This is a genomic window from Thalassospira sp. (assembly GCF_030690045.1).
Taxonomy (GTDB): Bacteria; Pseudomonadota; Alphaproteobacteria; order Rhodospirillales; family Thalassospiraceae; genus Thalassospira.
The window spans coordinates 1-24684 of record NZ_JAUYHK010000011.1 but is presented as its reverse complement, the minus strand read 5'-3'; the positions used below and the strand labels follow the sequence as shown (position 1 = coordinate 24684).

The following is a 24684-nucleotide window of genomic DNA, read 5'->3' as shown; positions in this document are numbered from 1 at the left end:
CAGTCTGTCAAAACCTGTGCTGAACTGTTATATTTCCCGCCCGTATCCCCCCATTCCTGCCAATCAGTAAGGCAAACCGACATAGTTCTCCGCCAGGGTTGTCTTGCCTGCCCGTGACGACATCATATAATCCAGTTCGGCCCGCCGGATGCGGCCATCAAACGCGTCATGATCGTCAAAGGTATGCAGCATCGAGGTCATCCACCACGAAAACCGTTCGGCCTTCCACACCCGCGCCAAGGCCGTATCGGAATAGCGATCCAGCAATTCATCGTGATTGTCCATAAACCGCGCAATCAGTGCCTCTGACAGGTAATGCACATCACTGGCCGCAAGGTTCAGGCCCTTGGCCCCGGTGGGCGGCACAATATGGGCGGCGTCACCGGCCAGAAACAGACGGCCATGCTGCATCGGTTCGGCGACAAAGCTGCGCAGTGGCGCAATGCTTTTTTCAAACACTTCACCCTCATTAACCAGGGCCGCATCTTCTTCGCCCAACCGGGTGCGCAATTCGTTCCAGAACCGGTCATCGGACCAGTCCTCGATCCTGTCGGAACTGGGCACCTGTACATAATGGCGCACCACATGGTCGGACCTCATCGAACACAGGGCAAATCCGCGATCATGGCTGGCATAAATCAGTTCATCCGTCACCGGCTTTGCATGGGCCAAAATGCCCAGCCAGCCAAACGGATAAACCCGTTCAAAGGTTTTCAGGATATTTTCGGGCATGGTCTGCCGCCCAACCCCGTGAAAACCGTCACAGGCGGCAATGTAATCGCAGCTTAATGTGCATTCCTTGCCATTTTGAACATATCGAACATATGGCCGGTTGCTCTTGATATCATGCAGGCTGGCATCCTCGGCCCCGAAAACGATCTCGCCACCCTGACGCAGGCGTGCTGCGATCAAATCCTTGGTGACTTCGGTCTGGCCATACACCATCACGGTTTTGCCACCGGTCAGTTCCTTAAGGTCGATGTGATGGCGCTTGCCATTGATGCTGATATAAATGCCCTCATGGATCATGCCTTCGCGGTGCATACGGTCCGCCACACCGATTTTTTCCATCAGACCAACCAGACCCATTTCCAGAACACCGGCTCGAATGCGTCCTTCGACATAGGCGCGATCCTTGCGTTCCAGAATGATCGATTCAATCCCGCGCACATACAACAAATGGGACAACAACAATCCGGCGGGACCACTGCCGATAATGGCAACAGGGACATGCATGGCGTTTCCTCATGAAATCGTTTCTGGTTATCGCCGGAACAAGAACCATTCCAGCCCAAAAACAATACGCCACCCTGCCCGATGCCTGAATGGACAAACCGGGAAAAGAATTGCACTTATCGAACATTTATAATGTACCGGTTATGCGTCCATAACCATTCCCCTTATCCCAGATCACGTTCACGATGCTGGAATATCCAGGTTTCGGTCAGCGGCTTGTCCCCGGCGGCCAGAAAGGCCCGCATATCGACCGGCCCAACCCCGTCGGGATACACATCAAACACCAGCCGCCAACGATCCGTCCCCACCACCCGCAAGGCATAGGAATTATCGACCACCGCATTGCGCACCGTGATGTGTGGTTTCACCACACCATCGGCGGTTTGATAACGGGCAAGATCGCCACCTTCAAAATCAATCGCGTATTTCAGACCTTCTTTGGGCCGTGCCTTGCCCGGCATCCCGGCACGACCAAGACGGCTTGCCACCACACCGGCCACCGCAGCAGGGCCGAACATCCCGGCCTTCATCCAGTGCATCCGGTAATCATACTGCACTTCCTCTCCGGCCGGAATTTCCTGATCCGTGGTCCAATAGGCGACAATATTGTCAAAAATTTCGTCATCGGTCGGGATTTCAACCAGTTGCACCATGCCCGTGCCCCAATCCCCCACCGGTTCGATCCACAGATCGGGGCGGCGTTCGTAAAACACGCCATCATCTTCGTAACTGGCAAATTGCCGGTCACGCTGCATCAGGCCAAACCCCCGCGGATTGTCATCGACAAAACTGCTGGTGCGAAGATGGCCCGAATTATCCAAAGGCCGCCAGATCCGTTCGCCAGATCCGGTCCATAATGCCAGCCCGTCACTGTCATGAATTTCCGGTCGCCAGTCTGCCGCTTCATCACGATTGGTTTCGGAAAACCAGAACATGCTGGTCAGCGGCGCAATACCCAGCCGTGCCACTGCCTGTCTGGTGAATAAATGGACCGAAACATTCATCACAATGTCCTGATCATTGGGCGCATCGCATTCAATCCGCACCGCCCCGCTGATACTTGGCCCATCCAACAGCGCATAAATGCGCAATCCGCCACCCGACAAGGATTCCAGCCAGAATTCGGTAAAGCGCGGAAATTCTTCGCGGCGGTCTGCCCTGGCCGTATCAATCGCCACCGCACGCGCCGACAGGCCATACTGGTTCATCGGCCCGGCCGACCGGAAATAGGACGACCCCATAAAAGCCAGCCAGTCCCGCGCAGGATCATCGGCATAAAGCACCCGAAACCCGGCCCATCCGGCATCGGTCGGGATATCGTCAGAACGGATATCACCCCGATAGGCAAAGGCGGACGGGTCATACAAAACCTCCCGCGCTTCACCATTTTCGATCATATGCAGCCGGACAGATTCCCGCGCCCCCTGATGACGGTGAAACATCGCCACCGGTGCCGCCCCGGCACTGTTCCTCCACAGGGATTTTTCGACATCAAACCGGATATCCTGAAAGGCGTCATAATCGATTTCAGACAGAATACTGGCCAGTTCCGGTGCAATCACCGGGGCAACATAGGGCTGTGTCGCCAGATGCCGCGCCCACGAAATCAGTCCCTCGAACGAAAAAGATTTCGCACCGCCCAGCGGCAACCCCGCCTTTTGCTGCGCCCATGCCGGAAACCCGACCGGCAGCAACCCTGCGGCGGTAACCGCTCCCATCATGGCAAGAACTTTTCGGCGACTGATATCTGTCGTCATTGGCGCAGGCACTCCTGTCAAAACGCACAAGCCGTCATTTGTTATTGTTGCGGCTTGTGCCCCAAGAATATGGCAAAGATACGGGTATTTCACCCAAACCCGTTCTGCTGGCAACAGAATTCACAGCCCCGGATCAGTCTGAAAAAAAGCCACCAAAATACGCCTGCTTAAAATTTAATCTTATCGCCTGTCGCCCTGCGGAAAACCCTGTGTTACCATTCCTGTCCGACCCCGCCTTTTGCCTCAACAAGCCACACGGTTTAATGAACCATCATCCGGCCTTTATCGTTTTCACCGATCTGGACGGCACCTTACTTGATCATGATGATTATTCATGGGCCCCGGCGCGTGACGCCCTTGCGCGGCTGCGCGATCTTGCCATACCGCTGATTGCAGTTTCCTCCAAAACCCTTGCCGAATTGCACGCCCTGAATGACCGCGACAGCCTGTTTGACGGGCTGATTGGCGAAAATGGCGGGGTGATTGCCCTTGGCAACATCGTGATGCAGCCCGGCCCGGCCACAGCCACCATTGATCAGGCCCGCAATGCGATATCGCAGGCACTTGATATCCCCGTCGCCGGTTTTCGCACCAGCACACCGCACCAGATTGCCACGACCACCGGCCTTGATCTGACAAGTGCGGCACTGGCCGGGCAACGCCATTGTTCCGACCCTTTGATCTGGCAACCATCGGAATACCACATACAAACCGCCATCGACATCGCCCGGCAGCACGGGCTGCAACTGGTGCGCGGCGGCCGGTTTCATACCCTGTGCGGCACCACGGACAAGGCGCTTGCCATGCAAATCGTCCTGACACACCTAAAGGATAAAGGCCGTCTGACGGCAAACGACGGACCAGTCTCCGTGATAGCGCTGGGCGATTCCCCCAATGATGCCAGCATGTTGCGTGCCGCCGACATTGCCGTGCAAATCCCGCCCAAACGGGGCATGCCACCGATCCTTGATCTTGGTGGCAAACCGGCCTTTCTGGCCCCCCATCCCGGCCCGCAAGGCTGGAATCATATGATTCACCATATTCTTGATCACCAGATATCAGACATCACAGCGAGGTAACCAATGGCCGATTTTCATCAGGGTGGCCCGATCACGACACTGCACAGCATCATGGACCGTGATCCCGACGAACTCGCTTATGAAATGACGGCCTTTGCCCGGCAACGCAGGCAAACTCTGATTTTGCCCTGCCTGTATTCCGAACTGGAAACCCCGGCAATGACCACCATTGCCGAAGGCCTGAAAAAAGCGACCTATATCGACCAGATTGTCGTCGGGCTGGACCGCGCCGATGCTGCGCAATACGCCCATGCCCGAGACTTTTTCAAGGATTTACCCCAACATGTCCGCATTTTGTGGAATGACGGACCGCGCCTGCGTGCCGTACATGACCGGCTGGCCGATTATGATCTGGCCCGCTATGAACCGGGCAAGGGCCGCAATGTCTGGTATTGTCTGGGCTATACGCTGGCATCGGGGCGCAGTTCGGTGATTGGCATTCATGATTGCGATATCGCCACCTATACGCCCGATCTTCCGGCCCGCCTGATGTATCCGATTGCCAATCCCGCCTTTAATTTCGCCTTTGCCAAGGGTTTTTACGCCCGTGTCGCCAATGGCTCTCTCAAAGGTCGGGTTTGTCGCCTGTTTGTCACCCCATTGATCCGCGCGCTTAAACAGGTGGTCGGCAAGACCGATTTCCTGAATTATCTTGATTGTTTCCGTTATTCCCTGTCTGGCGAAATCGCCATTCGCACCGATGTTGCTTATGGATTGCGGGTGGCGTCCGATTGGGGGCTTGAGGTCAGCATGCTCTCGGAAATGTATCGCAATCACACGGTTCATCGCCTGGCACAGGTCGATATTGCCGATATTTACGATCACAAACACCGCGAATTTGACCCGGCCGAAAAAGATGACGGCCTGTCACGTATGGCCAGCGACATCGCCAAATCACTGTTTCGCAAACTGGCTACCCAGGGCACGGTTTTCTCGCACGAAACCTTTCGCACGCTCAAGGCAACCTATTATCGCGTCGCCCTTGACCTGATCGAACAGTACCGTGCCGATGCGCTGTTTAACGGCCTGAAAATCAACCGTGACGAGGAAGAAAAATATGTCGAGGTCCTGTCCGAAGTCATCATCAGTGCAGGGCAGCATTATCTCGACAACCCGCTTGAAAGCCCGTTCATCCCCAGTTGGCAACGGGTGGAAAGCGCAATGGACGATATTTTTGAACATCTGTCCTCGGCGGTCGAGGATGATTTGAATGATGCGGAAATTGGCAAAGTGTCATAATCTTTCTCACCGGAAAAGAAAGGCACTGATAAAATGATCGCCTATACGATGGTTGGCACCCGCAATCTGGATAATTCCATCGCCTTTTATACGCCGATTATGGAAATTCTTGGCCTTGAACCGTGCTGGCGCGATGAACAGCTTGCGTCATGGGGCAAAAAGGACAACCCGGACGTCACCCGGTTTTTTACCTGTCTGCCTTTTAACGAACAGGACGCCGTGCCGGGCAATGGCGTCATGGTGGCCTTCCGGATCGAGGATAACGCCACCATCGACCGGCTTTACAATATGGCACTGAAAAACGGGGCGACCGACGCCGGAAAACCGGGGCCGCGACCGCACTACAGCCCCGGTTTTTACGGCGCTTATGTTTTGGATCCCGATGGCAACAAAATCGCCTTTGTCCGCTATCACGCAGATCGGGATAAACCCTGAACCGTTATCAAACCGGCATCGCCTCGCGATAGCGCTGCAATAACCGGCTGGCGGGGCGGTTGCGGCCATCAAGGTTGGAAATCCAGACAATCTGATAGGGGGCCAGCGGCATCACTGCGTTATAATCCTCGATCACCCGCCCTGAAATCAAATCCTGCCATCCCTCGGTCATGATCAGATTGATCATCGACAGGTCCAGTTCCTGCGGCGATGCCGTCAGGTTAAAGACACAAAAAATGCTTTGATCATTCAAATGGCTTTGCCGCCAAACGCCTAGCATGTGCGGCCCCAGATTAAGGGTATATTGCGTGGCATTGGGGTGAAAGGCCGGTTGCCCCTGCCGGATCGACATCAGGGCTTTAAGCTGCTGATAGGCCGCCTCCCCGGTTCCACCATCAACAAGCCGGGCCTCGGCCTCTTCCAATTGCCAGATTTTGCGGTTCAGGCGGCGCGGAATACCCGTTTCATGGTAACCCTGCGTGTCATTGTCGCTGGCAAAAATGGATTGCACATACACCGCCGGAATCCCTTCCAGCGACATGGCAATCGCCTGACTCATCACAAACCGCTCCAGCCCGAATTGCCTGTCGCCGTCAAAACTTTCGGCCAGCATGGCAAACAGCGTGACATTCAATTCATAGGGTTTCTGCCCGCCACCGGGCAAGGCGCGATAACTGACCTCGCCGCCCATCTTGCGGGCATGGTCGATCATCAGGGTGATTTCGGAATCTTCAATCAGGCTTTCGGCCGGACGCAGACCGATGCCGTCATGACTGGCGGTAAAATTGAAAAAGGTGCATCCCGCCGGGGCGGGCGGCATTGACATGATGCATTTGCGAATGGCCTTGCTGTTGCCACTCAGCAAAGCGTGAATAATCACCGGCGGCAGGCTGAAATTATAAATCAGATGTGCCTCGTCCTGCTGCCCGAAATAGGACAGGTTTTCAAGCAACGGCAAATTGGTTTCGGTGATAAACAGCATATCGGGGGCCACCGCCGTTGCGCCAAGGCGCAACGCCTTGATGATCTTGTGCGCCGGATCAGCATTGATCGATGTCGTACCCGCCTGTTTCCAGATATAACCGATGGCATCCAGCCGGATCACCCGCACCCCGTGCGACAGATAATCCAGAACGATCTTCAGAATTTCAAAAAACACATCCGGGTTGCCGTAATCCAGATCGATCTGGTCATAACTGAAAGTACACCAGACATGTCTGGTACCCTGCGATGTCGGCACCTCGCACAGCAAATCATGGCTGCGGGGGCGTACCACCATCGACAAATCATCATCCGGGCTGGCGGTTTTGATATAATCAACACCGGGCTCTTCCCCGGCCAGAAATTGCCGGAACCAGACATGCGACGCCGAAATATGGTTCGCCACCAGATCGGCCATGATGGTGGCATCCTGTGACAACTCCGTCACATCGTCCCATGTGCCAAGCTCGGGCCGCAAAACACTGAAATCACTGACAGAAAATCCATCATCCGAAGTAAAGGGATGAAACGGCAAAATATGAATACCCGGCAGCCAGTCCTTAAGCCATCGCGCATGAAAATCGCGCAAACTGGCAAGGCCGTGATGTCCATCCCGTGAAATGCTGTCGCCATAGGTGATCAGAAACGCATCGCGCTGATCCCATTTGCGAAGGTTTTCCTCCGCCGGTTCTGGGCCATCGCCGTCCAGCGGCAAATCCAATACCTCAAACACCCGCCGCACCAGAACCGCCGGATCATAGTGCGGATAAACATCCGCCAGAAGATTGCGCATGGCACTGGCGAAGGCAATCCGCCCCGATGTCCCGACGACCCGATCCATGCTGGCTCCTTCGTTAGGTAATTCAACAGATTACCTTCAATCAAATAATTTTTCTGCCTCCAATGCAAGCAACGATTCTCTCATGCCCATAATTCGGGCAACCCTCTACCCCCGTGATATCGGTCGGTTATTCAGGTTTGCGAATAACGTTTTGCGCCCCTTCGGCTCCCATAAAAACCACCAGAATACGGACCGGCCCGTCACCATCATTCAGGGCATCGTGCCAGTTATCCATCGCCTCCATAAAGGCGGCTCCGGCCTGATAGCTGCGCTTGCCATGCACGCCATAATCAATCGTCACCTGCCCTTCCAGGATATAGCCATAAATCGGCACACCATGTTTGTGCCAGCCGGTCGTCTCGCCCGGCTCCATGGTAACGATCAATGATGTGACTTTCGCCGCCCCGCTATCGGGATAAACAAGCGTTTCGCCAATGATATTGCGGCTGGTATCAAGCAACGGCGTAACTTTGTCATAATCCCCCTGCAAGCCAGTCCCGGAACCCGAACCTTCGGCCCACGCACTCCCGGCCATCACCATGCAGATCACTGCTGCGGCCCAAATTTTCATGTTTCGCCCCCCTTTGGGCTGGAATGGTTCCATGCCCTTATGATCCAACCTTAAACCGGTTTTCGGGGAACGATGTGAAAAATCAATGAGGCCCTATGCTGCGATGGTGATTTCCACCAGCGCATGGGTGCGATTGGTGTCGATATGGTCAATCGCCGCATGCAAGATGGCTGGCAGATCGGCGGCCTTTTCCACCTTTGCCGTCCAGGCGCGGCTGGCTTGGGCAACCTTGGTGAAATCCGGGCTGGGAGCCAGCGAGGTCAACGGCATGGAATTGGTTTTCGCAGCATAGCCGTTCGGATAAATCCCGGTGACCGATTGCCGCACAGCGCCCCATTCACTATTGTTCAACACCAATATCAGGATCGGCAGCTTCAAGGCCTCGGCAATCTGATGGCAGGCCACCGGATTGGCAAACATGTATGATCCATCCCCCATCGTGGCAATCACCAACCGGTCGCGATCCGCCAGTTGAAACCCCATCGCCGCCGGAAAAGACCAGCCCAGCCCGCCTGAATGCGGCTCCTGATACCAGCTTTGATATGCCGATAATGTCATCGGTTCGAGCGGACAGCCCAGTTCCGAAAACACCGTCGCCGTCCGATCCCGAATTGCTTCGGACAGGCACACAGACACCCACGACTTGCTCATCGGATCTGCATTGCCCGCCGCCGCCCCGGCCAATGCCCGCGCCCGCGTATCGGCATTACGCGATGCGACCTTATTGCGCCGTGTCGCACACACATCCTCATGCCCGGCGCGCAAGGTCTCCAATTCATCGGCAAGCGCCATGATCACATCCCCCGTTTCCCCGGCAAGCGACAGATCGGCGGCAAAATTGCGCCCCGGAAACCGGGTATAAAGCGGGTCCGCCCCGATCTGGATCACCTTGCAATCGTCGCGCAGGGGATGAATTTGCGGCGACCACGGGGCAAGGCAATCCACCACTACCACCACATCGGCATCGACCAGCCACGGCGCCGGGTCCATGCCGCCAAACATCGGATGATCGGTGCCAAGGGCAAGCTGGATCGCCCAATATTGCACCACCGGAATACCCCATTGATCCACAAGACTTGCAAAACGGTCAAATGCCGCCGCCGTCCCGGTCCCCCGCTGGGCAATAATCACCGGGTTTTGCGCCCCGGCAATCAGGCGGGCCGCGTCTTTCACCAAGGATTGCGGCGGCGCGATCTGCACCGGCTGCATACGCAGGGGGGCATCCACCTGATCGCCCGGACAGGCTTCGCATAAAACCTCGCGCGGCAGGCTGACATAAACCGGACCTTTGGGAGCCGATGATGCAATCGCATAGGCACGGTCCACCACCTCGCCAACCTGTTCGGGGAATTTCAGTTCATATTCCCATTTCGTCGCTTCGCGCACTAGGGCGGCCTGATCGCGCATTTCCTGACCCCAGCCAATCGGAACGGTCCGCGCCCCCAGACGCCCCTTTTCCATTACCGGCGTCCGCCCGGAAAACAGCAGAACCGGCACCTGTTCGGTCGCCGCATTGATCGCGCCAATCGCACAATTCGCCAGCCCGACATTGGTATGCGCCATCACCGCCTGCGCCCGCCCGGTCGCAAGATAATATCCGTGCGCCATACCCATCGCCGCATTTTCATGCGGCATGACAAAGGCTTCTGGCAGGGCAATGTCCTTTGCCGCCGCCTCGGCCAATCCTTCAATCACCGGAGGAAAATCGGTGCCAGAATTGGCAAAGATATAATCCACCCCGATTGCCTTCATCCGCGCCAGCAAGGCACCACCCGCCGTCAGGGTCAGATTGCCGGTGATTTTTGTCATGGAACGCTTCCTTTTTAATATTTCTATATTTGAAATTTAATTTATAATATAGTTTATGATGAGTCACAGGAAACCGTCAAGGCACCACGCCTGCCCTTGTTTGTGTGAAAGGCATCCCATGACCACCCAGATCAATGGTTCCGTCGTCAAGGCGTTCAAAATTCTGGATCTGTTTACAGAAGGCCGCAGCGAACTGACCGCGACCGAGGCCGCCCGCGCCCTGAAGATCAACATGATCACCGCGCATCGTTTTTTGCATACGCTTGAACATATCGGCGCACTGGTCATGGTCTCGCGCGGGGTGTTCCGTCTGGGATATCTGTTTGCCGAACTGGGCGACCGCGCATTGCGCGATGGCGGGTTGGCAGCGGCATTGCAACCGGTGCTGGATCAACTGGCCCGCGATCTGGGCGAAGCCTGCATGGCGACAGTGTTTGAACGCGACATGGCGGTCTGCATCGCCAAGGCCTTGCCCGACCGGCCCCTTTATGTCGATATCCGCATCGGGTCACGGCTGGATGCCTTTTGCACCGCACATGGCAAACTCTGGCTGGCCTTTATGGAGGAAGATCAGCGCGATGCCTGGCTGAACCGCACCCGATTACAGGCGATCACCGCCAACACCATCACCAGCCCAACCGCCCTGCGTCAGGAACTTGATCAAATCCGCCGCGATGGCTATGCGGTGAATAATGCCGAGCGCGAAAAAGACATTTACGCCCTTGCCGTCCCGGTCACAAACCGCAACGGCAAAATGATTTCGGCTTTGTCGGTTTTCGGGGCATCCGCCAGTCTGATCACCCAAAACCGGCCCACTTTACTTACCCGACTGCAAGAGGCTGCGAAGTCTTGCCAGACCGGGCTTTAAACGCCCCGCATCGCGCCGGGAGACCGCCCGGTAACACGCTTGAAAGCGCGGCTGAACGCCGCTTGTGAGCCATAGCCCAGACGGTCGGCAACCATATCAATCGACATGCCATCACGTCCGATCCATTGCGACGCCAGCCGCATGCGCAATTCGGTAACATAACGCAGCGGCGTCATGCCGGTCACATCCAGAAACCGTTCGGCAAAGACCGACCGTGAGCTACCCATTTCCACTGCCATATTCGCAACGGTCCAGTCCCGCCCAGGATCGCGATGCACCGCCGAAATCACCCGCCCCAAACGCGGATCGCGCAGTGCCTCGACCCAGCCTGCGGCATCTCCACAGCCACATTCAACCCAGCCCCGCACAATAGAGGCCGATACCACATCGGCAAGGCGGCTCAGGATTCCGGCAAAACCGGCGCGGGCACTGCTGACTTCACGTGCCATCGCCTCCAAAATCGGCAAGATTTCGGGATTGCGGTCGATCAGGGTGCCGACCTGCATTACTTCGGGCATCATCGATACCAGCGGATGCATGCTGCCCAGATCGAATTCCATGCAGCCGCTGAAAATCAGGGTGTCCGTACTGCGGCACATATCCGGCGCACAAACCTGAATATCATCGACACGCCGCGACAGCGCCGTGGCATTGAAATCGGTGACATCAAGGCATGTCATTTTCGGATCAGAAAGCAGGGAATGCACACCGCCACGCGGCAACAACACCGCGCCCCCACATTTCAGGGCATAAACCGTGCCATCACCGGTTCGCAAATAAAGTGTTCCGCGCGCAATAAAATGAAACTGCGCACGCGACGGGTCCTCACCAAACCGGATACCAAAGGGCGGCGTGATCTGAATGCGGTTGTAATGCAACCCGTCAAATCGCATCCCCAGCAAAAGCTCGCTCATCAAATCGCTGGAAAGCGGTTGTGGTGTAGCAGCATGGGAATTTTCAGACGATTGATCAAACATTCTGGATTATATGGCATATTCCGTCCGAAAAATCCATTGTATTTTGGGTGCAATGCAAAATCGCAGTATTGCAAAAGGACGAGAGTAATGAACGAAATACAAAATGGACCCCAAAACGGGTCGGCACACCCCACCCCGCTTTGGGGGGCTGTTATTGCCATGACATTGGGCGTTTTCGGGCTGGTCACGGCAGAATTCCTGCCCGTCAGCCTGCTGACCCCGATGGCCGATGAACTGCACATTACCGAAGGCATGGCCGGTCAGGCCATGTCGACCACCGCCGTTTTCGCCCTGATCACAAGCCTTCTGACCGCCACCGTCACCCGCAGGATCGACCGCCGTTATGTTCTGCTCGGTTTTTCCCTCCTGCTGATCGTTTCAAACATTCTGGTCGCCCTTGCGCCGAATTTCGGCCTGCTGCTGGCCGGTCGCGTCTTGCTTGGCATTGCACTTGGCGGGTTCTGGACCATGTCGGCGGCAACCGTCATGCGGCTTGTGCCAGCAGACAGAGTACCCCGCGCGCTCGCCATTCTGTTTAGCGGCGTCTCGGCCGCCACCATCTTTGCCGCCCCGCTCGGCAGCTACCTTGGCGGTATCATCGGCTGGCGCGATGTGTTTATGCTGGCCTCCCTGCTGGGCGTTCTGGCCCTTGTCATACAATTCGCCACCCTGCCCAAAATGCCGCCACGCGGTCGGGCGACGCTCCGCACCTTGGTCGAGGTCATCAACCGCCCGCGCATGAAATTCGGCCTGTTTTCACTGGTCCTGATCATTACCGGCCATTTCGCGTTGTTTACCTATGTCCGCCCGTTCCTTGAAAATGTCTCCGGTGTTACGACGGCGGGTGTTTCGGGCATTCTGCTTGGCTTTGGTGTTGCCAACTTCATCGGCACCTATGTCGGCGGCGCGCTGATTGCCCGCTCGCTGCGCATGACGATTGCCCTGATGCCGCTGATCATGGGGCTTGCCGGGATCGGCATGGTGTCCATTCAGGGCGCGATTGCGCCGACCACCGTTCTTGTCGCGATCTGGGGCATGGCCTTTGGCGGCGTGCCGGTCGCCTGGTCCACCTGGATCACCCGCGCCGTCCCGGACGAAGCCGAAAGCGGCGGCGGGCTTCTCGTCGCCGGGTTCCAGCTTGCCATTGCCACCGGTTCGGGTGTTGGCGGACTTCTGTTTGACGCCACTGGCGCACTTGGCGTCTTCACCATCGGCGGCATGTTGCTTGTCGGCGCATCCATCATCGTCACACTGGGCCTGCGGACCGCCCCTGTTCCCGCCGAACAGGGATAACAGGGATAGCAGGCATCGCCCCACCCCCGCTTGATGCTTCAGGCGCGGGCCCAGCACCCCGGCAGTGTCACCACTGCCGGGGTTCTCTTATGCCCGGATATCGCCGCCCTACGCAGCGTCACCATCACCCCCGTCATTTCCGCCAAGGCGGGAATCCATGTTTGATAGCCTCTCCCAATGATGGTTGATCGGTTATGAGTTCCGATGCTGAAACAAAAGACTAAATGCGTCCTGTCCCCGTTTTCGAACTGCTCCGTCATTCGTAAGGCAGCTCACCAAACAGTCCAATCATAAGGTCGCCGTCATACAGCGAAAATGGGATATCAACATATTGATCTGGATGGCGGGGCAAGGCCCGTCCGTCCCCAGGGCCATTTTTTGTATGCCCCCGCACGTGCTCCCCACTTTCCTTGACATATGGCAGGACGACAAGACGACCATGATTAGTGGAGAGAATCGTTCCTTCCTTCCATATCGTAGCCCCCTCAGACCTGCCTGCAGATGATGTTTCCTTGACCTGCCACCCAATATCCCCGTCTGGCTCATACCAGAACACAATTCCGTTTGAGACCAGTACACGCTCACCATTGGCAAGTGCATCCGATAGCATCCGCTGCACGCTGGCAAGTTGGAGCAACTGATTAGCCCGAGGTAATAGTAATTGACGAATTGTGGCCTTCGTCTTTCCCCAATGGTCACTGGCACTCAGATCAAAACCATTGGCAATCTTGGCACGCTCAGCTATTTGCGCATTCTTTTTCGTAGCATAGTAGGGTTTAGACCAAATGCCATCCGGGCGTAGATATAGAAGATAATGGCTCCATCGATTGTTCGAACGACCAACCTTGACCACTTTCAGATATGGCATATCAGCAAGTTGTTCGGCGAGATCCTGACGATAACGCTCAGATTGGGGCTCTAGCTTCAAGGCTGCAGCATCTGGGCGATTCTCATGGGCATGCCGCCGCAATGCCTCTGCCAACATTAGACTCTCCTCATCCTGAAGGCGCAATTTGGCTTGTAAAGCCTTCTCTATCTTCAGCTCTAAGGATCTTTTCACCGTAGCATCTATGGAGCGCAAAGATAGCGCCTGCCTTAGAGAGGGATTAAGTGCATTTGCTACGGAAATCGCTGTCTCACGGTCAGGATATTGATCAGAGAATATTGTGTCGTTGTCTCCGGGCACCATGCGATCTCGCCAAAATGGCGAAAGTTCCCCATTGTCGACAAGCTCTTGCATGAACCAACGCTCAAACAAAGGGCGATACTGGGGCCAAACGGCTAAAATTTCATTGGAAGAACGGTTCAAGTCTGACCATTTCAATATGAAAAACCTCCGATAAAAATGAATTTACCCTTAACACACTATGAAAACATTATATACACTCAGAAATATCTACCCCAAATCTTCCAATTTTCGTCATTTTTATGATTTTACTTCATTTTTATTAGATCTTCACTTTATCTCGTATCAACCTAATTTCTTTTATTGCTTTTTCAGCCTCACTTGGCAGCCTAACTGCTTCAATTTCGGCAGCTTGCTGCAGTCGCTCAACCGCATTTGAGCCCATAATAATGAGCATTTCAGATAGCTCAGCAATTTGACCAAAACTTTTCTCATCATCAGGGTTCTTTCGGATGTGCTCCAGACCATCAATGACGACCTCTACATGTTCATCCAAGCTATTGTAGAATGCTATTATGTCAGCTACGGCGTATGGATCGAGCACAGCCAGATCCCTTGGATTTTTGTCAAACACCGGAACTCTCAACCTTTTCTTTGATAGCCGGTACAATGCAATAGTTCGTTTTTCAAGGGCCTGGCTTCGGACACTTACCATAATAACTGTCCAATACTTAATCTCAGCAGCTATCGCTGTCGCGGTGAGTTTCACTTCCCTTAATCTTGCTTTCTCTGCAATTTCTGATGACATTTCCGCTTGGAACCGTGCAGCTTTCGCCTGTTTTGTTGCACCAAAATAAGCAATTATCGCCGCTAATAATGCTATTGATGCAGCCAGTACAACTCCAATGCTTTGCGCAGCGTGTGGATGAGTTTCAATCCAACCAATCAAACTGCTTCTCCATACAAATGAAATTTCAAAATTCAAATTAATTAGCTTTTGATTATTCTTACAGCAAAACAAAACCCCGGCCCAATTAACTTGAGCCGGGGCACGAAGTGCTCTGGAGGGAGACGGGGCTTTTATCGTGGCCCCTTGGTAAAACCCTGATATCCCTTGGCCGTCAGATCAATCAGATCGACCTGATCGTCACCTTGCGTTCCGCCTGCGTTTTGAGGCGGTTGCGCAATGCGCGGCCAAAAAGCGCGGCTTCGATTTCAAACTCATCACCATCCTGCGTTTTGATACCATCGGCAAAGCTGAGTGTCGCCGTGCCAAAGAAATGTGCATGCACATCGCCCGGGCGGCAGAACAGATCATATTTGAAGTGATGATATTCAAGATTGGCGAGAGAGTGAGACATATTGTCCTCGCCGCTCAGGAACGGCTTTTCCCAAATGACCTTGCCATCGCGATACAGGCGCGACATGCCTTCGACATGGCTTGGCAGATCGCCCAGCAGCAATTCCGGCCCCATCGCACAGGCGCGCAATTTGGAATGGGCCAGATACAGGTAATTCTGGCGTTCCGTCACATGGTCAGAAAATTCATTGCCAATCGCAAAGCCGATGCGCACCGGATTGCCTTCGGGATCAATCACATAAATCGCGGCAATTTCGGGTTCCTCGCTGCCATCAAGGGCAAAGGACGGGCTCGGAATATCCGCACCCGGATTGGCCACGACCGAGCCATCGCCCTTGTAAAACCATTCCGGCTGCACGCCCGGCTCGCCTGCTTTCGGCTTGCCGCCCTCGACCCCCATGCGAAACATCTTCATCGAATCTGTTTCATCGGCGGCCTTGTTATCGGCCTTGTGCATGTTGGCCCGTGCGGAGGCAGAGCCAAGATGCGTCAACCCCGTCCCGGTCACAAGGAAATGCGCCGGATCGGCGTGGGTGATCGGCGGGAGCAACCGGCCCGTTTTGGCGACCTCGTTATAATCAACGCTTGTGTCGCCCATCCGCGCCTTGGCGGCGGCGATCATGGTGGTGCCCCCGGCAATCGCAATGTTTGCCAATTCGCGCACCGATGATACCCCGACAAGCGGGATCAGGGTGTTGGAATCTTCGACCACGGCAACATGTTGCGCCCCGGCGGTATCTTTGAATTGAACCAGTCTCATTATGTTTTTCCGTTAACGCTGTGCTGCAATCATCAAATCGCGCCGGTCCTCAGACCCAGCCGCCATCGACAATAAAATTCTGCGCCGAAATCATCCGGCTTTCATCCGATGCCAAAAACAGCGCCATGCGCGCAATGTCTTCGGGCATCACCTTGTTTTTCAGGCATTGCCGTTCGGCAATTTCGCGCTCGGCGGCTTCGTCAACCCATAGTTCCAGTTGCCGTTCGGTCATCACCCAGCCGGGCACCAGCGTATTGACGCGGATATTATCCTTGCCCAGATCACGCGCCATGCCGCGCGTCAGGCCCTGTGTCGCCGCCTTGGCCGTGGTATAGCCGGGCATACCACCCTGCCCCAACATCCAGCTGATCGAACCGAAATTGACAATCGACCCGCCCCCGGCCCCGATCATCATCGGCGCCACGGCCTGAATGGCGAAAAACGCCGGGCGGATATTGATTGCCTGACGATTATCCCAATATTCCGGTGTTACATCCTGCCATTTATGGCGGGTATCATTGGCCGCATTGTTCAAAAGAACGGTAATCGGCCCGTGCCGTTGGCCTGCGGTTTCAACCGCATGACGCAGCGCTTCAATATCGGTCAGATCGCACAACAAAAACAGCGGCGCATGCCGGGCTGTTTTGGCAATATCCGCCACCAGCGCCTCGCCCGCGTCTTTCTGGATATCGACAAAGGCAACCTTTGCCCCCTGGGCACAAAAAGCCTCGACCAGCGATTTTCCAATGCCGCTGGCACCACCCGTAATAAACACCGACGCATCGCGCAGGCTCTCGTAATGTGCCGGTTTGCGATCAGACATGATCGTTTTCTCCCTGTATCCTAAAGACCATTTTTATTCTTCATACAATATCATTAATGTTGCTTTCGTCGCAGACTGTCAAGCCTCAAACCATCCCGTTTCCAGACATTTCATGCGGCTTTGCAATCCGGGCAGAACAGGTTATATCTGACATTCCCCCCTGCTCACAGGTGCCGATTATATCTTGCTTTTCTCCGATGGCTGGCAAAATGGCCTGTTCTGATTGCCTCCACCATTAATTCATATTATATGAATTAATGACTCTGCGCAGATGGCATGCTGCCTCCTGCACAGCACCGGGGGAAAACCGATGACAGCCAGTTCCAGAACCTATGCCAAACGCAATCTGCACAGTATTGTGGCGCATGATCTGGGCCGCAGGATTGTTTCGGGCATTTTATCCCCGGGCGACATCCTGCCGACCGAGGCACAATTAAGCGAAACCCTTCATGTTTCGCGTACAGCCTTGCGCGAGGCGATCAAAATCCTGTCGGCCAAGGGCCTGATTGAAAGCCGCCCCAAAACCGGCACCAAGGTCAAACCGCGCAAAAACTGGAACCTTCTGGACCCTGACATTCTGTCGTGGCATTTCCCGGAACCCGATCCGGTGTTTTTATATGGCCTGTTTGAAACACGCCTGATCATTGAGCCCAACACGGCGGCGATGGCCGCCGAACGCCGGTCTGACTCCCAACTGGCCACCATCGAGGCAACCTATCTGGCGATGGAAGCCGCCGAACCCGGCACCGAGGCCGTCTATCTGACCGATCTGGAATTTCATCAGGCCATTCTGGATGCGTCGGGCAATGATTTTATGAAAACGCTGGGTATGCTGATTGAATCCGCGCTGATCGGATCGTTCAAACTTTCCAGCGGCGGCCCCAAGGCGCATGTCCAATCCCTGCCCGATCACAGGGCGGTCTATCGGGCGATTGCTGATCGCAATCCGGAAGAAGCCCGCAATGTCATGCGCCGCCTTCTGCGCGCGACCATGACCCAGATCCGTGAACAACTGGGCATGCCCGAGGCCACCGACTGGGACCGTGTCGGGCTTTAAGCCGCTTCTTCACGTCACAAATACCTGCCTTTTGCCGTCTTTTAACCCCGTGCATTTCGCATCGGGTCCAAAATGAATTGCAAAGGAGGCCAATGTGAAAACATTATTGTGGGTCCTGACCATCACCACCGGCATCATGCTTTCGGCAAGTGTTGTTCAGGCTGCCGGTTACAAAAAAGACTATTGCAACAATCAGGATTACTACACCGACACCGGTGCGAATGACGGCAGCACCTATCCGCATCTGCACTGCGCTTCAAGCTGGATCACCTATAGCAAATCAGGTAACCAGCATTACAATTTCGCGGGTGGCAATGGCCCGTTGTCAGGCACAAGCAACAGTGCCTGTGCGGCGGCACAGGAACAGAATGCCCTGACTCTCAAAGGTATCATCGGCCAGATTTGCACCGATTATGGTGTAACCTGCAATCAATGCTGACCGGATCAATACCGGGCCGCCGACCAAACCGGCGCCCGGTATTTTAAAATCCGCCTCACCCTGCCCCGGCGCGAAGACCGCTAAAAGATCGGGTGATCAGACGTTGTAGGACAATAAAGCCAAACAGCAAGGCCCCGATCATGATCTTGGTCCACCAACTGTTGAGCGACCCGTCAAACGAAATCAGGGTCTGAATCACCCCCATAATGATCCCGCCAAAAAACGTGCCGATCACAAAGCCCATGCCGCCGGTCAAAAGGGTGCCGCCAATCACAACGGCGGCAATCGCATCCAGCTCCACCCCGACCGCAGCCAGCGGATAAGCCGATGCGGTATAAAAGGCAAACACAACCCCGGCCAAAGAACTGAAAAGCCCGCTTAACGCATAGACCTGCACCGTGGTGCGCCCCACCGGAATACCCAGCAATTCCGCCGATTGCCGGTCACCGCCAATCGCATAGACATTGCGGCCGAACCGGGTGTAATGGGCGATGACAATCCCGACAATAACCGCAGCCAGCATCACCAGTGCCGATGCACTCAACCAGCCGCGACCGGGTAATGGAATACGGAAACTGCCAAAATCGCTGACAAAGCTGTGGCTGATCGGCACAGAATCCAGATTGATGACAAAACACATGCCGCGCAGAAAAAACATCCCGGCCAGCGTGATGATAAAGGGCTGAATATCAAACTTGTTGATCAGATATCCCATAAACCCGCCAAAACCGGTGCCGACGATCATCGCAATGACAACTGCGGCCAGCGGATGCAAGCCAAATCCGCCCACCAGTTCCGCCATCAAAACCCCGACAAAGGCAATCATTGATCCGACCGACAAATCAATCCCGCCCGACAAAATAACAAAGGTCATGCCGATGGCCGTGACGATCAAAAAGGCATTGTCGGTCAAAAGATTGCCCAGAACATAGGTGTCGCTAAAGGCCCGATGTTCGTAAATGCCATAACCATACAGCAAGGCACAGACCGCAAGGGTTGCCAGCAGGGGATAATAACGTTCGTTAATCATGATTTTTTCCTCTGCATCGCCCGCAGGATCATGTCGCGCGCCTTGGGTGCCTGCACCAGCAAGACAACCATCACCACGGCGGCCTTGACAATCAGGGTATATTGCGACGGCAACCCCGACAGCAAAATCCCCGTGGTCAGCGCCTGAATGATCAGAACCCCGATCACCGTCAGGCCAAGATAAAACCGCCCGCCCATCAGGGCAGCCCCGCCAATCACAACCGCCAGAATGGCATCAAGTTCCAGCCACAGCCCGGCATTATTGGCATCGGCCCCGCGAATATCGGCGGCAATGATCACCCCGGCCATCGCCGAACACAGCCCGGAAATCACATAGGCCAAAACCTTGATCCCTCGGGCATCAATCCCGGCCAGACGGCTGGCGCGGGCATTGCCGCCCACCGATTCCACAAACAGCCCCAGGGCAGTTTTACGCATGACGGCCCATAACCCGGCAATCAACACAGCCGCAATAATCACCCGCCATGGAATACCCAGCAAATAACCACTGCCGATTGCCTCGAAAAACGGTCCGTGAAACGTCACGATCTGACCACCGGTAATCATCTGGGCAATGCCGCGCCCGGCCACCATCAGGATCAGGGTGGCAATGATCGGCTGAATATCCAGATATGCCACCAGCATGCCATTCCACAAACCGCAGACAATCCCGGCCGCCAGCGCGATCAGCAAAATCACAAAGGGCGACAGGCTGGTATCGCGGATCAGGACCGCCGTCACCGCCCCGCAAATGGCAATGATCGACCCCACCGACAAATCAATACCACGTGTGCCAATGACAATCGCCATGCCAACCGCAACAAGGACGGTTGAAGCCCCGCGATGGACAATATCGACCAACGACCCGTAAAGATGGCCATCGACAATGCGGATGGTAAAAAATCCCGGCGAAATGATGCCATTACCGATGATAATCAGCAAAAGGGCGATCACCGGGCCCAGCCATTGCCGGTTCAGTTTCACAGAAAAAGGCATGGTTGTTTTCCGTTGGTTTTTGCGATCCTCAAGCCCGGTCATCGTGCAATCGCCTCGATGATGCGGCTTTGGGTGATTTCGGCCCCGACCAGTTCGGATACTTTTTCACGGTCGCGCATCACCACCACCCGGTCGGCAAAGGCAACAATTTCTTCCAGTTCGGATGATGCAACCAAAAGGGCCAACCCCTCGTCGCACAATTCCTTGATCAGCTTGATGATATCGGCATGTGCACCAACATCAATGCCGCGTGTCGGTTCATCCAGAATCAGGAATAACGGTTTTGCCACCAGCCAGCGCGCCAGAATGACCTTTTGCTGGTTGCCACCCGACAATTGTCCGACCGGCTTTTCGCGGTCCGGTGTCGCAATACCAAGGGCGCGGATCATGTCATCGGCGATTTTTTGCTGTTCTGCACCCGGAATGGGTCGCAACCAGCCGCGCCGCCCCTGCAAGGCCAGAATGATGTTTTCCCGAACACTCAGTTCGGCAACAATGCCATCCTGCTTGCGATCTTCGGGACACAAGGCAAACCCGGACCGGATGGCATGTTGCGGTGATCGCAACATCACCGGTTCGCCATTGATGAAAACCAGGCCACTATCGGCTTTTTGGGCACCAAAAATCAGTTCGGCAAGTTCTGTCCGCCCCGATCCCAGCAACCCTGCCAGACCGACAATCTCGCCGCCGGACAGTTCCAGCGACACCGGATGCAACATCCGTTTCCGTCCCAGATTTTTAATCTGGATCTGATTGCCCTTGCCGGTAAAACCGCGTTCATCATGATGACGGTGACTACTGACCTCGGCCAGTTCCCGGCCCAACATATGACCGATCAGATCAATCCGCGCCAGATCGGCGGTGACAAAGGTACCCACACGCTGCCCGTTGCGCAAAACCGTGATGCGGTCCGTCACCGCATATACCTGATCCAGAAAGTGGGTGACAAAAATGATCCCCATACCCCGTCCGCGCAAATCGCGCATGATCTGAAATAATGATTTGATTTCTTCGGCATCAAGGCTTGCAGTTGGTTCATCCAGAATCAAAACCCTTGCATCCAGTGCAACTGCCCGCGCAATTGCCACCAATTGCTGGATCGCCACCGAATAGGACCCCAATGGGCGCTCAACATCAATATCCAGCCCCAACGTCGCCAAAGCATCCCGGGCGGCAGCAATGGTCGGTTTCCAGTTGATAAAGCCCCATTTCAGGTTTTGCCGTTCCAGCATCAGGTTTTCCGCCACCGACAGGGTCGGCACCAGATTGACTTCCTGATAAACCGTCGAAATGCCCATATTCTGAGCCTCGCCGGGATGTTGGGGATGAATATCTGTGCCGTTGAAAATCACCCTGCCGGCATCGCGCGGATGCACCCCGGTGATGACTTTGATCAGGGTCGATTTGCCCGCCCCGTTTTCACCCAAAAGGGCATGAATTTCGCCCGGCACCAGATCGAAATCAACATTTTGCAGGGCCTTGACGCCCGGGAAAACCTTGCCAACCCCGCGCACCGACAATATGGCCGATGTGGATTGCGTCATTGCAGCCATATGGTTTCCTCCCCTTGTCCTGTATGCGCCGCCACGGCTCCCCTAAGGAATGCCGTGGCGGTTTTGTTCGCTATGTGCTTCCCGGTCTTGTACGGGCCGGGTGCAGGACCTTATTTACTGGCTGCGTTTTGCATATTCTTCGGCGGCGGTATCCGGCAGGAACAGCGGGCCATTGGCCTTGATCCATTTGTCAACCGTACCACCATCTTTTGCGGTCTTGATCGCATCAAAGGACGGGCCGCCCAGATGCGGGTTCAATTCGATGGTGGCATTGGTATCGCCATCGGCCATCGCCTTGAAAATATCGGGCACCGCATCAATCGATACGATCAGAATGTCCGCACCAGGTTTCAGACCGGCTTCCTTGATCGCCTGTACCGCGCCCAACGCCATATCGTCATTATGGGCATAAACCGCACAGATATTCTTGCCACCATCTTCAGCTTTCAGAAAGCTTTCCATCACTTCCTTGCCGCCCGACCGGGTGAAATCGCCGGACTGCGACCGGATGATGTTGATCGCCGGGAAATTGCCCACCACTGATTCAAAACCGGCCTTGCGGTCATTGGCTGCGGATGATCCGACAGTCCCCTGTAATTCGACAACGTCACACACGCCGTTGGTTTCAGCGGCCAGCCACGCCGCAGCCAAAGCCCCCTCAACCACGAAATCAGACGCCACCTTGGTCAGATAAAGATCTTCACTGGCGGCAACACCACGGTCAACCAGAACCACAGGAATCCCGGCATCCTTGGCTTCCTGCAACACCTGGTCCCAACCGGTTTCAACCACCGGGGCCAACAGAATGCCATCAACACCCTGTGCGATGAAGGATCGCACAGCCTTGATCTGGTTTTCCTGTTTTTGCTGCGCATCCGAGAATTTCAGATCAATGCCGCGACGTTCGGCTTCGGCCTTGATCGAGGCGGTTTCCGACGTACGCCAACCGCTTTCCGACCCGATCTGTGAAAAACCGATAACCATATCGGCATGGGCTGCGACCGACATACCCAATCCGATGCACATTGCAACACCGCCGAGCGCCAGCTTCCTGAACCCTGTCATTTGTAGTCCTCCCTGAGTTTTGGTTTTTTGATAAAGCCATATAGTATTACAATATGATGGATAGGAACTCAATATCAGAAATGCACGAAAACGCGCATCTTGTAAAACCCTCTCAATCCCGGCGTTTTCCGTTCTATACTCACCATCTCACAACAGGATTTCCTCATGCCAAAGACTCTAATTCGCCCCTTCACCCTGCCGCTTGGCGGTCAAAACATCCCGGCTTTCGAGCTTTCCGATGACCGGATTCGCGCCCGTTTCTCCGCCTTTGGTGCCCGCATGCTGGCCCTGTATGTCCGCAACCCGGATGGTAGCGAAACCAATATCGCGGTTGGCCTTGCCACCCTTGACAATTATATGGCGCAAGACAGCTATATCGGGGCGATTTGTGGACGCTATGCTAACCGCATCAAAAATGCCTGTTACCGGCAGGACGATAAAACCGTGACGCTGCTGGCCAATGAAGGCCCCAACCAGCTGCATGGCGGGCCGGATGGCTTTGACCGGCGGATATGGCAATCTTCAATAGGGCCCGATGGCGAATCTGTGACCTTTTCCCTGCTCTCGCCCGATGGCGATCAGGGATATCCGGGGGAACTAAATACGGATGTGAGCTATCGCATCACAGCACTGGGCACCCTGCACTGCGAGATCACGGCACGCTGTGCAAAACCGACCATCATCAATATGACCAGCCATGTCTATTGGAACCTGACCGGCGATTTTACCCGCAGTGCGGCGGGCCATGACCTACAGATTGCTGCTGACCATTATCTGCCGGTTGACGGGGAACTGATCCCGCGGCCCGGTCACGCCGATGTCGCCGATACGATCTTTGATTTTCGCAAACCCCGCAGGGTTGATGAAATTATTGACGGTACGCCAACCGGCTATGACCACAATTTTTGCCTGACACTCGCCCCGCGCGGCACCTTGCGTAAAATCGCCATCCTGCGCGACCCGCAATCTGGCAGACGGATGGAACTGTCAAGTTCCGAACCGGGCCTGCAATTTTATCTGTCCCAACATTTCACCGATGCGATGAAAACACCGGATGGCACAGAACTTCACAAATCAGGAGGCATTGCCCTAGAACCGCAAACCTTCCCCGATAGCCCGAACCGCCCGGATTTCCCATCTGCGATATTGCAACCGGGCGAAACCTATCGCCATGTGATTGAGTGGGAATTTTCCTGACCGGCCCAAACAACAAAACCCCCAACCAATAAAGGTCGGGGGTTTTGTATAATTGAACAGGGAATAAGGATTATGCTGTGTTTTGAAGGCCCGGCGGTGCCCTACTCTCCCGTGCCTTAAGACAAAGTACCATCGGCGCAGGCAGGTTTCACTTCTGAGTTCGGGATGGGATCAGGTGGTTCCCGGCCGCTAT

The 24684-nt window shown here is 55.1% G+C and carries 22 protein-coding genes and 1 rRNA gene; 8 read left to right on the top strand and 15 right to left on the bottom strand.

The features are described from left to right. Window positions 1–63: 63 nt before the first annotated feature. Complete coding sequence (pobA, locus tag Q8O73_RS05980; RefSeq protein ID WP_305556391.1) at window positions 64–1236, bottom strand: 4-hydroxybenzoate 3-monooxygenase; 1173 nt, start codon at window positions 1234–1236, stop codon at window positions 64–66. 164 nt (window positions 1237–1400) lie between these two features. Continuing rightward, window positions 1401–2993: a glucan biosynthesis protein gene (locus tag Q8O73_RS05975; RefSeq protein ID WP_305556389.1), complete on the bottom strand. Its 1593-nt coding sequence runs from the start codon at window positions 2991–2993 to the stop codon at window positions 1401–1403. A 263-nt stretch (window positions 2994–3256) separates the two neighbouring features. Between Q8O73_RS05975 and Q8O73_RS05970 the strand changes: the two genes are divergently transcribed. Genes Q8O73_RS05970 through Q8O73_RS05960 form a run of 3 tightly spaced genes read left to right on the top strand, consistent with a single transcriptional unit; the run spans window position 3257 to window position 5746 of the window. After that, a complete protein-coding gene (locus Q8O73_RS05970; protein WP_305556387.1) occupies window positions 3257–4072 on the top strand; it encodes a mannosyl-3-phosphoglycerate phosphatase in 816 nt (271 codons plus the stop codon). A 3-nt stretch (window positions 4073–4075) separates the two neighbouring features. Then, window positions 4076–5311, top strand: a complete 1236-nt coding sequence (locus Q8O73_RS05965) for a glycosyl transferase (protein ID WP_305556384.1) — start codon at window positions 4076–4078, stop codon at window positions 5309–5311. A 33-nt stretch (window positions 5312–5344) separates the two neighbouring features. After that, window positions 5345–5746 (top strand): VOC family protein, encoded by a 402-nt coding sequence (locus Q8O73_RS05960; RefSeq protein ID WP_305556381.1) that lies wholly within the window; start codon window positions 5345–5347, stop codon window positions 5744–5746. A 7-nt stretch (window positions 5747–5753) separates the two neighbouring features. On the opposite strand, the gene Q8O73_RS05955 is transcribed toward Q8O73_RS05960, so the two are convergent. From Q8O73_RS05955 to Q8O73_RS05945, 3 genes are all read right to left on the bottom strand, one after another. Next, complete coding sequence (locus tag Q8O73_RS05955) at window positions 5754–7568, bottom strand: alpha-amylase family glycosyl hydrolase (protein ID WP_305556378.1); 1815 nt, start codon at window positions 7566–7568, stop codon at window positions 5754–5756. Window positions 7569–7695: 127 nt separating this feature from the next. After that, window positions 7696–8139: a cupin domain-containing protein gene (locus tag Q8O73_RS05950; protein ID WP_305556376.1), complete on the bottom strand. Its 444-nt coding sequence runs from the start codon at window positions 8137–8139 to the stop codon at window positions 7696–7698. Between the two features lie 93 nt (window positions 8140–8232). Beyond that, complete coding sequence (locus Q8O73_RS05945) at window positions 8233–9948, bottom strand: thiamine pyrophosphate-requiring protein (RefSeq protein ID WP_305556374.1); 1716 nt, start codon at window positions 9946–9948, stop codon at window positions 8233–8235. 118 nt (window positions 9949–10066) lie between these two features. Between Q8O73_RS05945 and Q8O73_RS05940 the strand changes: the two genes are divergently transcribed. Further along, on the top strand, window positions 10067–10816 hold the full coding sequence (locus Q8O73_RS05940; RefSeq protein ID WP_305556372.1) for an IclR family transcriptional regulator: 750 nt from the start codon (window positions 10067–10069) through the stop codon (window positions 10814–10816). On the opposite strand, the gene Q8O73_RS05935 is transcribed toward Q8O73_RS05940, so the two are convergent. Beyond that, complete coding sequence (locus Q8O73_RS05935; protein ID WP_305556369.1) at window positions 10813–11793, bottom strand: AraC family transcriptional regulator; 981 nt, start codon at window positions 11791–11793, stop codon at window positions 10813–10815. The two genes, Q8O73_RS05940 and Q8O73_RS05935, sit on opposite strands and share 4 nt — an antisense overlap. An 87-nt stretch (window positions 11794–11880) precedes the next feature. Here Q8O73_RS05935 and Q8O73_RS05930 point away from each other — a divergent pair, with 87 nt between their 5' ends. Next, on the top strand, window positions 11881–13086 hold the full coding sequence (locus tag Q8O73_RS05930; RefSeq protein WP_305556367.1) for an MFS transporter: 1206 nt from the start codon (window positions 11881–11883) through the stop codon (window positions 13084–13086). Between the two features lie 256 nt (window positions 13087–13342). On the opposite strand, the gene Q8O73_RS05925 is transcribed toward Q8O73_RS05930, so the two are convergent. The 4 genes from Q8O73_RS05925 to Q8O73_RS05910 all read right to left on the bottom strand — a co-directional run bounded on the left by Q8O73_RS05925 (window position 13343) and on the right by Q8O73_RS05910 (window position 17155). Beyond that, a complete protein-coding gene (locus tag Q8O73_RS05925; RefSeq protein WP_305556366.1) occupies window positions 13343–14410 on the bottom strand; it encodes a hypothetical protein in 1068 nt (355 codons plus the stop codon). Between the two features lie 124 nt (window positions 14411–14534). Continuing rightward, complete coding sequence (locus Q8O73_RS05920; RefSeq protein WP_305556364.1) at window positions 14535–15161, bottom strand: hypothetical protein; 627 nt, start codon at window positions 15159–15161, stop codon at window positions 14535–14537. A gap of 181 nt (window positions 15162–15342) precedes the next feature. Continuing rightward, on the bottom strand, window positions 15343–16332 hold the full coding sequence (gene araD1 / locus Q8O73_RS05915) for an AraD1 family protein (RefSeq protein ID WP_305556362.1): 990 nt from the start codon (window positions 16330–16332) through the stop codon (window positions 15343–15345). A gap of 49 nt (window positions 16333–16381) precedes the next feature. Beyond that, on the bottom strand, window positions 16382–17155 hold the full coding sequence (locus Q8O73_RS05910; RefSeq protein ID WP_305556360.1) for an SDR family NAD(P)-dependent oxidoreductase: 774 nt from the start codon (window positions 17153–17155) through the stop codon (window positions 16382–16384). Window positions 17156–17465: 310 nt separating this feature from the next. On the opposite strand from Q8O73_RS05910, the gene Q8O73_RS05905 reads away from it, so the two are divergent. Then, window positions 17466–18212 carry a FadR/GntR family transcriptional regulator gene (locus Q8O73_RS05905; protein WP_305556358.1) on the top strand — a complete coding sequence of 249 codons (747 nt, stop codon included), beginning with the start codon at window positions 17466–17468 and terminating at the stop codon, window positions 18210–18212. A 94-nt stretch (window positions 18213–18306) separates the two neighbouring features. Continuing rightward, window positions 18307–18651 carry a hypothetical protein gene (locus Q8O73_RS05900; protein WP_305556355.1) on the top strand — a complete coding sequence of 115 codons (345 nt, stop codon included), beginning with the start codon at window positions 18307–18309 and terminating at the stop codon, window positions 18649–18651. A gap of 55 nt (window positions 18652–18706) precedes the next feature. On the opposite strand, the gene yjfF is transcribed toward Q8O73_RS05900, so the two are convergent. The 4 genes from yjfF to Q8O73_RS05880 all read right to left on the bottom strand — a co-directional run bounded on the left by yjfF (window position 18707) and on the right by Q8O73_RS05880 (window position 23294). After that, window positions 18707–19681 (bottom strand): galactofuranose ABC transporter, permease protein YjfF, encoded by a 975-nt coding sequence (yjfF, locus tag Q8O73_RS05895; protein ID WP_305556352.1) that lies wholly within the window; start codon window positions 19679–19681, stop codon window positions 18707–18709. Beyond that, complete coding sequence (locus tag Q8O73_RS05890) at window positions 19678–20676, bottom strand: ABC transporter permease (protein ID WP_305556349.1); 999 nt, start codon at window positions 20674–20676, stop codon at window positions 19678–19680. The genes yjfF and Q8O73_RS05890 overlap by 4 nt, the downstream gene beginning before the upstream one ends. Window positions 20677–20714: 38 nt before the next feature. Further along, window positions 20715–22229 carry a sugar ABC transporter ATP-binding protein gene (locus tag Q8O73_RS05885; protein ID WP_371135044.1) on the bottom strand — a complete coding sequence of 505 codons (1515 nt, stop codon included), beginning with the start codon at window positions 22227–22229 and terminating at the stop codon, window positions 20715–20717. 114 nt (window positions 22230–22343) lie between these two features. Beyond that, window positions 22344–23294, bottom strand: a complete 951-nt coding sequence (locus tag Q8O73_RS05880; protein ID WP_305556347.1) for an ABC transporter substrate-binding protein — start codon at window positions 23292–23294, stop codon at window positions 22344–22346. 165 nt (window positions 23295–23459) lie between these two features. Between Q8O73_RS05880 and Q8O73_RS05875 the strand changes: the two genes are divergently transcribed. After that, on the top strand, window positions 23460–24491 hold the full coding sequence (locus Q8O73_RS05875) for an aldose epimerase family protein (RefSeq protein WP_305556345.1): 1032 nt from the start codon (window positions 23460–23462) through the stop codon (window positions 24489–24491). Between the two features lie 88 nt (window positions 24492–24579). Here the strand turns inward: Q8O73_RS05875 and rrf are convergent. After that, window positions 24580–24684: ribosomal RNA gene (gene rrf / locus Q8O73_RS05870) — 5S ribosomal RNA — on the bottom strand; the annotation flags it as partial.

Excerpts from the sequence above, each read along its gene's own strand:
- pobA (WP_305556391.1), bottom strand. The coding sequence starts at position 1,236 with ATGCATGTCCCTGTTGCCATTATCGGCAGTGGTCCCGCCGGATTGTTG.
- Q8O73_RS05975 (WP_305556389.1), bottom strand. The coding sequence starts at position 2,993 with ATGACGACAGATATCAGTCGCCGAAAAGTTCTTGCCATGATGGGAGCG.
- Q8O73_RS05970 (WP_305556387.1), top strand. The coding sequence starts at position 3,257 with ATGAACCATCATCCGGCCTTTATCGTTTTCACCGATCTGGACGGCACC.
- Q8O73_RS05965 (WP_305556384.1), top strand. The coding sequence starts at position 4,076 with ATGGCCGATTTTCATCAGGGTGGCCCGATCACGACACTGCACAGCATC.
- Q8O73_RS05960 (WP_305556381.1), top strand. The coding sequence starts at position 5,345 with ATGATCGCCTATACGATGGTTGGCACCCGCAATCTGGATAATTCCATC.
- Q8O73_RS05955 (WP_305556378.1), bottom strand. The coding sequence starts at position 7,568 with ATGGATCGGGTCGTCGGGACATCGGGGCGGATTGCCTTCGCCAGTGCC.
- Q8O73_RS05950 (WP_305556376.1), bottom strand. The coding sequence starts at position 8,139 with ATGAAAATTTGGGCCGCAGCAGTGATCTGCATGGTGATGGCCGGGAGT.
- Q8O73_RS05945 (WP_305556374.1), bottom strand. The coding sequence starts at position 9,948 with ATGACAAAAATCACCGGCAATCTGACCCTGACGGCGGGTGGTGCCTTG.
- Q8O73_RS05940 (WP_305556372.1), top strand. The coding sequence starts at position 10,067 with ATGACCACCCAGATCAATGGTTCCGTCGTCAAGGCGTTCAAAATTCTG.
- Q8O73_RS05935 (WP_305556369.1), bottom strand. The coding sequence starts at position 11,793 with ATGTTTGATCAATCGTCTGAAAATTCCCATGCTGCTACACCACAACCG.
- Q8O73_RS05930 (WP_305556367.1), top strand. The coding sequence starts at position 11,881 with ATGAACGAAATACAAAATGGACCCCAAAACGGGTCGGCACACCCCACC.
- araD1 (WP_305556362.1), bottom strand. The coding sequence starts at position 16,332 with ATGAGACTGGTTCAATTCAAAGATACCGCCGGGGCGCAACATGTTGCC.
- Q8O73_RS05910 (WP_305556360.1), bottom strand. The coding sequence starts at position 17,155 with ATGTCTGATCGCAAACCGGCACATTACGAGAGCCTGCGCGATGCGTCG.
- Q8O73_RS05905 (WP_305556358.1), top strand. The coding sequence starts at position 17,466 with ATGACAGCCAGTTCCAGAACCTATGCCAAACGCAATCTGCACAGTATT.
- yjfF (WP_305556352.1), bottom strand. The coding sequence starts at position 19,681 with ATGATTAACGAACGTTATTATCCCCTGCTGGCAACCCTTGCGGTCTGT.
- Q8O73_RS05890 (WP_305556349.1), bottom strand. The coding sequence starts at position 20,676 with ATGCCTTTTTCTGTGAAACTGAACCGGCAATGGCTGGGCCCGGTGATC.
- Q8O73_RS05885 (WP_371135044.1), bottom strand. The coding sequence starts at position 22,229 with ATGGCTGCAATGACGCAATCCACATCGGCCATATTGTCGGTGCGCGGG.
- Q8O73_RS05880 (WP_305556347.1), bottom strand. The coding sequence starts at position 23,294 with ATGACAGGGTTCAGGAAGCTGGCGCTCGGCGGTGTTGCAATGTGCATC.
- Q8O73_RS05875 (WP_305556345.1), top strand. The coding sequence starts at position 23,460 with ATGCCAAAGACTCTAATTCGCCCCTTCACCCTGCCGCTTGGCGGTCAA.